General features: G+C 67.9%; 10 protein-coding genes. 1 reads left to right on the forward strand and 9 read right to left on the reverse strand.

Annotation, left to right across the window (positions count from 1 at the left end):
- Nucleotides 1-100 precede the first annotated feature (100 nt).
- From tuf to AC1DVU_RS18890, 8 genes are all read right to left on the reverse strand, one after another.
- Entirely contained in the window at nt 101-1,294 is a 1,194-nt protein-coding gene (tuf, locus tag AC1DVU_RS18855) for an elongation factor Tu (RefSeq protein ID WP_159537227.1), read from the reverse strand.
- Between the two features lie 90 nt (nt 1,295-1,384).
- Nucleotides 1,385-3,496 (reverse strand): elongation factor G, encoded by a 2,112-nt coding sequence (fusA, locus tag AC1DVU_RS18860; protein ID WP_476923993.1) that lies wholly within the window; start codon nt 3,494-3,496, stop codon nt 1,385-1,387.
- A gap of 68 nt (nt 3,497-3,564) precedes the next feature.
- The gene (gene rpsG / locus AC1DVU_RS18865) at nt 3,565-4,035 is read right to left on the reverse strand and encodes a 30S ribosomal protein S7 (RefSeq protein WP_476923994.1); all 471 of its coding nucleotides are present in this window, start codon (nt 4,033-4,035) and stop codon (nt 3,565-3,567) included.
- Complete coding sequence (gene rpsL, locus AC1DVU_RS18870) at nt 4,035-4,409, reverse strand: 30S ribosomal protein S12 (RefSeq protein ID WP_056209459.1); 375 nt, start codon at nt 4,407-4,409, stop codon at nt 4,035-4,037. Before rpsL ends, rpsG begins: the two co-directional genes overlap by 1 nt.
- 167 nt (nt 4,410-4,576) lie before the next feature.
- Nucleotides 4,577-5,302 (reverse strand): maleylpyruvate isomerase family mycothiol-dependent enzyme, encoded by a 726-nt coding sequence (locus AC1DVU_RS18875; protein WP_476923995.1) that lies wholly within the window; start codon nt 5,300-5,302, stop codon nt 4,577-4,579.
- Nucleotides 5,303-5,317: 15 nt separating this feature from the next.
- Nucleotides 5,318-8,128: an FAD-binding and (Fe-S)-binding domain-containing protein gene (locus AC1DVU_RS18880; RefSeq protein ID WP_476923996.1), complete on the reverse strand. Its 2,811-nt coding sequence runs from the start codon at nt 8,126-8,128 to the stop codon at nt 5,318-5,320.
- Nucleotides 8,129-8,201: 73 nt separating this feature from the next.
- Nucleotides 8,202-9,491 (reverse strand): hydroxyacid-oxoacid transhydrogenase, encoded by a 1,290-nt coding sequence (locus AC1DVU_RS18885; protein ID WP_476923997.1) that lies wholly within the window; start codon nt 9,489-9,491, stop codon nt 8,202-8,204.
- A 42-nt stretch (nt 9,492-9,533) separates the two neighbouring features.
- A complete protein-coding gene (locus AC1DVU_RS18890) occupies nt 9,534-10,265 on the reverse strand; it encodes a GntR family transcriptional regulator (RefSeq protein ID WP_476923998.1) in 732 nt (243 codons plus the stop codon).
- 155 nt (nt 10,266-10,420) lie between these two features.
- Here AC1DVU_RS18890 and AC1DVU_RS18895 point away from each other — a divergent pair, with 155 nt between their 5' ends.
- Nucleotides 10,421-11,554: a hypothetical protein gene (locus tag AC1DVU_RS18895; protein ID WP_476923999.1), complete on the forward strand. Its 1,134-nt coding sequence runs from the start codon at nt 10,421-10,423 to the stop codon at nt 11,552-11,554.
- On the opposite strand, the gene AC1DVU_RS18900 is transcribed toward AC1DVU_RS18895, so the two are convergent.
- Nucleotides 11,533-11,994: an NUDIX hydrolase gene (locus AC1DVU_RS18900; protein ID WP_476924000.1), complete on the reverse strand. Its 462-nt coding sequence runs from the start codon at nt 11,992-11,994 to the stop codon at nt 11,533-11,535. The genes AC1DVU_RS18895 and AC1DVU_RS18900 overlap by 22 nt on opposite strands.
- Nucleotides 11,995-12,039: the final 45 nt, after the last annotated feature.

Here is a 12,039-nt window from a genome sequence, read left to right on the forward strand (position 1 = left end):
TGTCCGCCAAAAGGACGCCACCGGGAACCAGTGTCAGGTACGACAAGAGCCCCGTCCTGCCGAAGCAGGACGGGGCTCTCGCTGAGCTGGTGTGGCTAGCTCACTTGTTGATCTTCGTGACGCGTCCGGCGCCCACCGTGCGACCACCCTCACGGATGGCGAAGCGGAGGCCTTCCTCCATGGCGATCGGCTGGATCAGCTGAACGCTCATCTCGGTGTTGTCGCCGGGCATGACCATCTCGGTGCCCTCAGGCAGCGTGACGACGCCGGTGACGTCCGTGGTGCGGAAGTAGAACTGCGGACGGTAGTTGTTGAAGAACGGCGTGTGACGGCCGCCCTCCTCCTTCGACAGGATGTAGACCTGGCCCTCGAACTCCGTGTGGGGAGTCGTGGAACCGGGCGCGATGATGACCATGCCGCGCTCGACGTCTTCGCGCTTGGTGCCGCGAAGCAGCAGTCCGACGTTCTCGCCGGCCTGGCCCTCGTCGAGCAGCTTGCGGAACATCTCGATGCCGGTGACCGTCGTGGTCTGCTTGGCCTCACGGATGCCGACGATGTCGACGGTCTCGTTGACCTTGATGATGCCGCGCTCGATACGGCCCGTGATGACGGTTCCACGACCGGTGATCGTGAAGACGTCCTCGACAGGCATGAGGAACGGCTTGTCGGTCTCACGCGGAGGCATCGGGATGTAGTCGTCGACGGCCTGCATGAGCTCGAGGATCGACTCGCCCCACTTGGCGTCGCCCTGGAGCGCCGGGTGAGCGGCGACCTTGACGACGGGGACGTTGTCGCCGTCAAACTCCTGATCGCTCAGGAGCTCACGGACCTCGAGCTCGACGAGCTCGAGGATCTCTTCGTCATCGACCATGTCGCACTTGTTGAGCGCGACGACCATCGCGGGCACGCCGACCTGGCGAGCGAGCAGCACGTGCTCGCGCGTCTGGGGCATGGGCCCGTCGGTGGCGGCGACCACGAGGATCGCGCCGTCCATCTGAGCCGCACCGGTGATCATGTTCTTGACGTAGTCAGCGTGACCCGGGCAGTCGACGTGCGCGTAGTGACGGTTCTCGGTCTGGTACTCAACGTGCGAGATCGAGATCGTGATGCCGCGCTGCTTCTCTTCCGGCGCCTTGTCGATCTGATCGAAGGCCGAGGCCTCGTTCAGGTCGGGGTACTTGTCGTGCAGCACCTTGGTGATCGCCGCGGTAAGAGTCGTCTTACCGTGGTCGATGTGACCGATGGTGCCGATGTTCATGTGCGGCTTGGTCCGCTCGAACTTCGCCTTAGCCACTTGGGGCTCCTTCTTCGAATTGGTTGCTGTTGAACGCCGTTGGGTCCCGCCGTACGGAAGCCTCAGGCCATCTTATGAGATGGTCCGCTGCTACTCGCCGCGGGCCTTTTTGATGATCTCTTCCGCGACGTTCTTGGGAACCTCCGCGTAGGAGTCGAACTGCATCGAGTATGACGCACGGCCCGAGGTCTTCGACCTCAGGTCGCCGACGTACCCGAACATCTCGGACAGGGGGACGATCGCCTTGACGATCTTGACGCCTCCCATGCCCTCTTCCATGGCGTTTACCTGGCCACGGCGAGAGTTGAGGTCGCCGATCACGTCGCCCATGTAGTCCTCGGGCGTGGTGACCTCGACCGCGAAAGTAGGTTCGAGGATCACCGGATCGGCCTTGCGCGCGGCTTCCTTGAAAGCCATCGAGCCGGCCAGCTTGAACGCGAGCTCCGAGGAGTCGACGTCGTGGTAGGCGCCGTCCTCGAGCGTCACCTTGACGTCGACCATCTGGTAGCCGGCGAGGACGCCGAACTGCATGGCGTCTTCGGCTCCGGCGCCGACCGACGGGATGTACTCGCGGGGCACGCGGCCACCCGTGACGTTGTTGACGAACTCGTAGCCACCCTCGCCGCCGACGGAGACGCCGGTCGGTTCGATGCTGATGATGACCTTGGCGAACTGGCCCGAGCCACCCGTCTGCTTCTTGTGGGTGTAGCTGACGTTCTCGACCTTGCGCTTGATGGTCTCGCGGTAGGCGACCTGCGGCTTGCCGACGTTCGCCTCGACGTTGAACTCGCGCTTCATGCGGTCGACTAGGATGTCGAGGTGCAGCTCGCCCATGCCGGCGATGATCGTCTGACCGGTCTCTTCGTCGGTGTGGACCTGGAACGTCGGGTCCTCCTCGGCGAGCCGCTGGATCGCGGTGCCGAGCTTCTCCTGGTCGCTCTTGGTCTTGGGCTCGATCGCGACCTGGATCACGGGAGCCGGGAACGTCATCGACTCGAGGACGATCTGCTTGTTGGGATCGGCCAGCGTCTCACCGGTCGTGGTGTCCTTGAGACCCATGACGGCGACGATCTGACCGGCGCCGACGGCGGCGATCTCGGCACGCTTGTTGGCGTGCATCTGGTAGATCTTGCCGATGCGCTCCTTGCGGCCCTTGGTCACGTTGATGACCGTGCTGCCGGCCTCGAGGCGACCCGAGTAGATGCGCAGGTAGGTCAGCTTGCCGAGGTGCGGGTCCGAGGCGATCTTGAACGCCAGGGCCGCGAACGGCTCGGTCTCCTTGGGCTCACGCGTGTCGGTCTTGCTCTCGTCACGCGGGTCGAGACCCGTGATGGCGCCGACGTCGATCGGCGACGGGAGGAAGTCGATCACGGCGTCGAGCAGGGGCTGGACGCCCTTGTTCTTGAACGCCGTGCCGCACAGGATCGGGTTGAGCTTGGCGGCCAGCGTCGCGCGACGGATGGCCGGCTTGAGCAGCTCGGGGGTGATCTCCGCACCGTCGAGGTAGGCCTCGGCGAACTCGTCGTCGTGGTCGGCGAGCGTCTCGATCATCTCGTTGCGAGCTTCGGCAGCCTTGTCGACGAGGTCCGCGGGGATCTCCTCGACCTCGTAGTCCTCGCCGATCGCGGTCTCGCCGCGCCAGACGAGCGCGCGGTTGCCGATCAGGTCGACGACACCGATGAAGTCGCCCTCGGCACCGATCGGCACCTGCAGGACGAGGGCCGTCGCGCCGAGACGCTCACGGATCGTCTTGACGCAGTAGTCGAAGCTCGCGCCGGTGCGGTCGAGCTTGTTGACGAAGCACATGCGCGGGACGCCGTACTTGTCGGCCTGACGCCACACGGTCTCGGACTGCGGCTCGACACCGGCGACACCGTCGAACACGGCGACAGCACCGTCGAGGACGCGCAGGTTGCGCTCGACCTCGACGGTGAAGTCGACGTGACCGGGGGTGTCGATGATGTTGATCTGGTTGTCTTTCCACCAGCAGGTCGTCGCGGCGGACGTGATCGTGATGCCGCGCTCCTGCTCCTGCTCCATCCAGTCCATCGTGGCGCCGCCGTCGTGGACCTCACCGATCTTGTAGTTGATGCCGGTGTAGAAGAGGATGCGCTCGGTCGTCGTGGTCTTGCCGGCATCGATGTGCGCCATGATGCCGATGTTGCGGACCCTGTTGAGGTCGGTGGTGATATCTGTAGCCACGAGTTGGTCGCTTTCCTTTGTTACGGAGCATCGCCGGGTCACGGCGACTGGTGAATGTGGTGCTGGGTTTACCAGCGGTAGTGAGCGAAGGCCTTGTTGGCTTCGGCCATCTTGTGCGTGTCTTCACGCTTCTTGACCGCGCCGCCGAGACCGTTCGAGGCGTCGAGCAGCTCGTTCATGAGGCGCTCGGCCATGGTCTTCTCACGACGTGCGCCGGCGTAGCTGACGAGCCAACGCAGGGCCAGGGTGTTCTGACGGACCGCGCGGACCTCGATCGGGACCTGGTAGGTCGCGCCACCGACACGGCGGCTCTTGACCTCGATGGCCGGCTTGACGTTGTCGAGCGCGCGCTTGAGCGTGATGACCGGATCGGTACCGGACTTCTCGCGGGTGCCTTCGAGCGCGGTGTAGACGATGCGCTGGGCGACCTGCTTCTTGCCGTCGACCAGGACCTTGTTGATGAGTGAGGTGACGAGCTGGCTCCCGTAGACGGGGTCAGTCTCGACGGGGCGCTTGGTTGCCGGACCCTTACGAGGCATTAGCTCTTCTCCTTCTTCGCGCCGTAGCGGCTGCGAGCCTGCTTGCGGCCCTTGACGGCCTGGGTGTCCAGGGCGCCGCGAACGATCTTGTAACGGACACCAGGAAGGTCCTTGACGCGGCCACCACGCACGAGCACGATCGAGTGCTCCTGCAGGTTGTGGCCCTCGCCCGGAATGTATGCAGTGACCTCGGTGCCACTCGAGAGCTTCACACGAGCAACCTTGCGGAGCGCGGAGTTCGGCTTCTTCGGAGTGGTGGTGTAGACGCGGGTGCAGACACCGCGGCGCTGAGGCGAACCCTTGAGCGCGGGAGTCGTCGTCTTGACGACCTTGCGCTGGCGGCCCTTGCGGACCAGCTGGTTGATCGTGGGCACTACAAACTTCCTTCTTCTGACTGGTGTGAGCCATGAGTCGTGATGCACTCGCCACCGTGCAATCCGGCAGGATGCGTGCATCGGCCTGAGTGGTTCAGGCACAGCAGCCAATACTACCGGGCTGCGTCGGTAGATTCCAAACCGAGACTGCGCTGGATTGCCGCCGGTCAGGGCGTGGTCGGGCCGTCGAACAGGATACGTCCGTCGACACCCTCGAAGTCGAGCCGTTCGGGGCCCATCCGCTTCCACAGAACCAGGTAGAGCTCGACGGCGGTGCCGCTCACGGATCCGTCTGCGTCGAGCGTCGGGTGCAGCTGCAACGGCGGGCCGAGCTCACCGCTGCCGGGTGCCACCAGCCAGGACTGCTGCGTGTCCGTCGCGACGAGCCGGATGCGCGAGCGCACGTCTGGGCGTTGCTTGCGCGCCGTCATGCGGGGGAAGAAGACCTGCAGGACCTCGTCGATGCCGTCGGCGGCGACCGCCGAGGCCACTCCCCAGTCGTCCTCGGCGAGGTTCAGCGCCTGGGCCACGTCGATGGCGTGGACCGTGGCCTCGTGCATCTGCCGCCGGGACCAGAACGCGGCGCGCTCGTCGACGTAGGAGAAGTTGGGCACGGGTTCGTCGGGGCTGACGGCCTGGAGGGCGCCGAGCAACGCCGACGCGGTGCCGGCGTACCAGTCGACGATGGGATCGGTGACGAGCGGTTCGGGGTCGCGCAGCCGCTGGCCGCTCAGCACCGTCGCCGCAGCCCATCGGTGGATCGTGCCGAGGTGCGTCGTGAGGTCGCGGACCGTCCAGCCCGGGCACGCCGGGACCGGCTCGTCCCCCGCCGCCTTGCTGACGAGCTCGACAAAGCGCGACATGGCCGAGCCGAGCTCGAGCATGTGGTCCATGTCGTCAGCTTCCGATCAGGGCGCGAGGAGTTGCGCGAGGTGTAGCGCCTCCACCGAGGCTAGGTCGTCCAGCTGTGTCCTGCAGGAGAATCCGTCAGCGACAACGACCGCGCCGACCGCAGCGTTACGAACTGCGGGCAGGAGCTGCTGCTCGGCCACCGCGACCGACACCTCGTAGTGACCCTTCTCGACGCCGAAGTTGCCGGCCAGCCCGCAGCAGCCGGACAGGCGCTGGATCGTGGCGCCAGTCGACTCCATGACGGCGAGATCGGCCTCGAACCCGAGCACAGAGGCCTGGTGGCAGTGGGGCTGGACGATGAGCGTCGTGCCCGTGAGGTCGGGAGCCCGCCACCCTTCGGTGCGTTGCAGCAGCTCCGACAACGTGAACACGCCGCCGGCCACGTCGACCGCACGGGTATCGTCGAGCAGCTCGACAGCGTCCGAGCGCAGCACCGCCAGGCATGACGGCTCGAGCCCCACGATCGGCACGCCCTCGGCGACGTACGGATGGAGCTGCGCGACCGCGTTTCCGACGATCGACCGCGCCTGGTCGAGCTGTCCGGTCGTGATCCAGGTCAGACCGCAGCACGCCGAACGCGCCAGGAACTCGACGTGATAGCCGGCCGCCTCCAGAACCTTGACGGCCGCCTTGCCGCCATCGGTCGAGAAGAAGTCCGTGAACGAGTCGGCCCAGAGCAGCACGCGGGGGCGACCCGCGGTGTCGGGCGTACGCCGGCGGCCCCAGCGGGTGAGGCTCCCCCGCGCGAACGTCGGCAGGCTGCGGCGCTGGTCGACTCCGGCCGCCCAGCGAGCCAGCGAGCGGATGCCGGGCGTGCGCAGGCCGAGGTTCGCGAGCCAGGCGATCGGCGACGTCATCCGCGCCCAGAACGGCAGGCGGCCGAGGATGTAGTGGCTGCGAGGACGGAGCCGGCCCTTGTACGACTGGTGCAGCACCTCGGACTTGTACGTCGCCATGTCCGTGCCGGTCGGGCAGTCGTTGGCGCAGCCCTTGCAGGACAGGCACAGGTCGAGGGCGTCGTGGACCTCGGGCGCGCGGAACCCGCCCGTCACCAGCCGTCCGTCGATCATCTCCTGCAGCACGCGGGCGCGACCGCGAGTCGAGTCCTTCTCGTTGCGGGTGGCCTGGAAGGAGGGGCACATGACGCCGTTGGAACCCGTGTTGTCGGCGATGCACTTGCCGACGCCGGTGCAACGATGCACCGCCTTGCCGAAGTCGCCGTCGTCGTGCAGGAGCCGCAACCCGAGCCGGCCCTCGAGCCGGTCACGAGACGACTCGGGGCCACGCAGGTCCGCGTCGACCGGTCGCGGACGCACGAGGACACCGGGATTGAGCAGGTCGTCAGGGTCGAAGACGCCCTTGACCCGCGCGAACAGGTCGATCGCCTCCGGCGAGTACATCAGCGGCAGCAGCTCGGAGCGGGCTCGCCCGTCACCGTGCTCACCCGAGAACGAGCCGCCGTGCGACGCCACGAGCCTCGCCGCGTCGAACATGAAGGACCGGAACAGCTCCTTACCGCCAGGTGCGTCGATCGGGAAGTCGATCCGGACGTGGATGCAGCCGTCGCCGAAGTGGCCGTACGGCACGCCGTCCAGTCCGTTCTCACGGAGCAGCGCGTCGAACTCGCGGAGGTAGGTGCCGAGCTGGTCCGGCGGCACCGCGGCATCCTCCCAGCCCGACAGCGCCTTGCCGGGGAGCGTGCGGCTCGCCAGCCCGGCACCCTCCTCGCGGATGCGCCACAGCACGGCCTGCTCGCGCGGGTCGGTGACGACCCGTCTCGCGATCGCCGACGATGCCGACGCCGCACGCTGCACGGTGTCGGCGACGAGTCCCGGTTCGTCGCCGGAGATCTCGACGAACAGCCAGCCCTGGCCGCGTGGCAGCTCGGGCACCGAGCCCTTGTGCGTACGGAACACGTCGATGATGCGGGAGTCCAGACCCTCGCAGGCGGTGGGACCGAACGGCAGCAGGGCCGGAACGTCATCCCCGGCCTCGGCCATCGAGGCGTAGCCCAGCACGAGGATCTGCCGGTGCGACGGGTCCTCGACGAGCCGGACGGTCGCCGACGTCATCGTCGCGAGGGTCCCCTCCGTGCCGGCGAGGAACGTGGCGACATCGAAACCGCGTTCGGGCAGGAGGTGCTCGAGGCTGTAGCCCGAGACCTGGCGGCCGAACCTCCCGAACTCCGTCCGGATCGCGCCCAGGCCACCCTGCACGACATCGTCCAGCCGGCTGAGGGTCGGCGACTCGGTGCGCCCTCCGGCGCCGAGTGACAGCAGCTCCCCCGCCATCGTCACGACGTCGAGGCCCACGACGTTGTCGGCCGTACGCCCGTAGGCCAGGGCGCGCGAACCGCATGCGTTGTTGCCGATCATGCCGCCGACCGTGCACCTCGTGTGCGTCGAGGGATCGGGGCCGAAGCGGAGGCCCATCGGGGTTGCGGCCTTCTGCAGCACCGCGTGCACCGTGCCGGGGTCGACGCGGGCCGTACGCGCCTCGACGTCGATGTCGTGCACGTGGTTGAGGTGGCGCGTGAAGTCGATGACGACACCCGTCCCGACGGCGTTGCCGGCGATCGAGGTGCCCGCGCCGCGCGATGTCAGCGGCGTACCGGTCAGGCGGCAGGCCTCGACGGTGGCGAGCACCTCCTCGACGCTGCGCGGGCGTACGACGACCTGGGGCACGACGCGGTAGAGCGACGCGTCGGTGCTGTAGAGAGCGCGGGTCAGGGTCGAGTCATCGACATCGGTGACCCCCAGCTTTCGCAACGCGTGGACGACATCGGACGTCACCGTGGACGTCACCATGATCGACCGAAGGTCGACAGCCGTGCAGTGGCGGAGCCGCGCCCGAGCGCGACGAAGGAGCGCGTCACGGCTATCACCACAGCTCGATCGACTCGTCGAGGATCGTCGCCACGGCGTCCTCGGTGACCTCCAGCGGGGCGGTCGCGAGGAGCCGCTGCTGCTTCATGGTGCCCTCGACGAGGGAGTCGATGTCGCCGGTCGAGAAGCCGACGGCGCCGATGCCGGCCGGGATGCCGACATCGCGCATGATCCCGGCGAGCACCTGCGGCAGCAGCTCGGCGGGGTCGTCCGGCCGCTCGGCGCCGGGCGCCAGGAGCTCGGCCGCTCGGAGGTGTCGCTCGGGAGAAGCCTGGAACGTGTAGCGGAACGCCGCCGGAGCCGTCAGCGACACCGCCATCCCGTGCGGCACCATCGCATGATCGGCGTCGTAACCCTCGGGATGGAAGTCCCGGACCTGGCCGGCGATCGGGTACGCGTTGGCGTGCGGGATGTGCACACCGGCGTTGCCGAAGCCGAGCCCCGCAAAGGTGGCCGCCATCGCGACCTCGGTACGGGCTGCGAGGTCGTCCCCGTCGTGGACGGCCTTGCGGAACGACGAGGCCATGAGGCTGAGTGCCTTCTCGGACCACATGTCGGCAATGGGGTTGGCGCCGCAATAGGGCACCCGCTCGTCGGCGCGCTTGTGCTCGTACGACTGATACGGGCGCGCCGTGTAGCTCTCGAGCGCGTGGCACAGGATGTCGAGCCCCGAGGCTGCCGTGACGCCGGCGGGCTGGGTCAGCGTCAGCTCCGGATCGACGATCGCGAGCGTCGGACGGAGCCGGGCGTGCGAGATGCCGGTCTTGACGTGCTGGCTCACGACGTCGAGCACGCAGATCGTGGTGCTCTCGCTGCCGGTGCCCGTCGTGGTCGGCAGGGCGATGAGCGGCAGGAGCGGATGCTTCGGCGCCCTGGCCTTGCCGACCGGCGCGTTGATGTAGTCCATGAGCTCGCCGTCGTTGGTCGTCAGGAGGTTGACGGCCTTGGCGGTGTCGATGCTGCTCCCTCCGCCGACCGCGACGATGACGTCGAACGGTCCCTCGGCGCGCGCGAAGTCGATCGCCTCGATCAGGCTCGCGTCGGTGGGCTCGACGCGGGACCGGTCGAAGACCACGGTCTCGATCGACGCAGCCCGCAGCGACTCGGCGATCTCGGCGGGCCGGCCCGTCGCGGCGACGCCTGGATCCGTGACGATCAGCACGCGCCGGGCGTCGAGCTGCCCGAGGTCGTGGCTGAGCTCATGCCGTGCTCCGACACCGAACTTCAGGCCCGGGGCGCCGTACGTGAAGACCGTCTCGGGGTGCGCGGGATGGAAGCTCGGCACGGTGCTGCTCCTTCGGATCGACGCGATCAGACTACTAGCATGCTACTCGCTCGGGGAGGCCGCTCTCCCCGGGACGTACAGGTGCCCCCGCAGCCGGTCGGCCCACCCGGACTCCGGCGCGGGGTCGTCCCCCGTGGCCGCCTGCGCCATGAGGAGGGAGGCGGTGCTGACGAGGTGCTGCTCCATGTGCGCGGCGGCCGCCTTCGCGTCCCGGGCTGCAATCGCCTCGACGATCGGCACGTGCTCGCCGAGGATCTCCGGCATGCCGCGCGAACGATGCAGCGTCGAGGCTCCTCGGGTCTGGATCGAGTCGCGGAGCGCAGCGACCTCGTGCTGGGCCCTCTGGTTGCCAAGGATCGAGCCGATCGCGTGGTGGAGGGCCTTGTCGTGGGCCGTGAACCGCTGCTCATCGCTGTCTGACGCCGCGGCCCGCATCCCGTCGAGCTCGGCCTCGAGCACACGTACGTCATCATCGCTGGCGTGGGCCGCGGCGTACGCGGCAGTCGGCACCTCGATCATGAGCCGCAGCTCGAACACCGAACGGATGTCTGCGACCGAGACGCCGCGGATCCGGACGCCACGGTTGCGCTCGATCGTGACCAGACCGATGTCGGCGAGCCGCAGGACGGCTTCACGGACGGGCGTACGCGAGACCTCGAGCAGGTCCGCGAGCCGATAGATCGAGTGGAGCGAGCCGGCAGGGAACTCGCCGGAGAGGATGGATTCGCGCAGCGATGCGAACACCCGATCGGTCGTCGTCGTCCGCGCGGCCATGGCCTCCTCCTCTCCCGATCGCAGGACCACACATCCGGGACCCTTGGCCGGGAACGATATCGTGTGGTGTTGGTGCACGAGATCTCGTCGCAATGGCGTTGCTCGGAACGCCTGACCGACCGCGTCCCCCATGGGGACTTCGACGAGGGGAACGCATGAAGTCTCGCTGCTTCCGAGTGGTGCTGTCATTCGTCGCGTTGACCCTGCTCGCCGCGTGCGACGGTGAGGGATCCGGTGCCGATCCCACGCCGACGACGACCCAGACGACGACCCAGCCGCCGGACGTCACCGAGCACGAGTCGGGTCCCGAGAGCCCCATCACGTACGGCCTGCAGGTCCCCCGCGGGGCAACCCAGCTCGGACCGTTGATCCGCTACCGCAGTGCACGCCTGATCGCGGCCTACCTGCCCGAGCTCAAGGCCGCGCAGGCCCAGAAGGACGCCGAGGCCCGCGACAAGGAGGCCGAGGAGGCCAGCGAGGGCACGCCACCCACGCCGACCACCCCCACCCCCGACACCCGGCCCAGCGACGACTCGTTCAAGCTGCTCGAGGACCCGCCCAAGCCGGACTCCACGGTGTCGCTGATGCGGATCGACGGGTCTCCGTCGGACGTCGTCCGCCGCATGCTCTCGCAGATCGCCGCGCTCCTGCCTGACTCGGGCGTCTCGACGGACGACATCGGCAACTACTGCACCGCGAGCCTCCGCCGCATCACGAGCTGCCGGCTGGCCATCACCGGCATCGCCCAGGGCGATCGTGAGATCCGGGTCGTCATGACGGTCGACCCCGGCGACGTCAGGTCGCGCACGTCGGGTCCGTCGGACCTCACTCGTCCGGTCATGACGGTCTCCGTCGAGTACGTCGGGGAGCCCCGCAAGGGCCAGCTCTCGCGGGAGTCCAACTCCCTCGACGGCGTCAAGGGCATCGACTCCGAGCCTGAGAAGTCGGGGCTCATCTGGCCCAAGATGGACGAGGACGCCCCCGCGAGCAGCAAGCTGCTCAACGGGTGGACCGCACCCCCGACCGCGACGATCCTGCTCAGCGGCTATCACCCGAGGTTCGTCGTCATCACCGCCGCACGCGCGGTCGACGCGGACGTGACCGCGGAACAATACGTCCTGGGCAACAGCCCCAACGGCCGCATCACGAAGGACATCGTCGAGGACCTCAACGAGGTCAGCACGACCTACACGACCCGCACCAAGAACGGCAGCACGGCGCGAGCGACGTACGTCCTGTCGGCGCGCGGCAACTACACCATGCTGTTCTACGAACCGGCGACGAACTGATCCAGGTGCTCGATCGCGTGGGTCACCATCGGGAGCACCGGCGCGGTCGCTGAGCCGATCTCGTCGATCGGCACCCAACGGACCAGGTCGGTCGTGCCGTCGACGTCGACGACATGCGGCTCGATCGAGGGGTCGACCTCGACCGCGTAGAGCAGGTGGACGCCGTGGTAGTCCTCGTACTGGTCACCACGGCCGACGTCGACGATGTGCACGTGGTGGACGTCGACGAGCCGGGTGCTCATGGCCTCGAGGCCCGCCTCCTCGTACAGCTCGCGCCGCACGGTGTCGTGCGGCGACTCCCCGTGGTCGACGCCGCCACCGGGCAGTGTCCACGCCCCCGCGGGATAGCCGATCGACGAGATCCGGGTCAGGAGGAGGCGATCCTCGTGGACGGCGACGGCATACGCACCCAGGCGCTGGGTACGTAAGGGGTCGCCCACTCGTTCTCCCCACTCGATCGTCACAGTGCGTGTTCAGACAGTGCT

It is taken from the genome of Aeromicrobium sp. P2_G6, assembly GCF_056403535.1.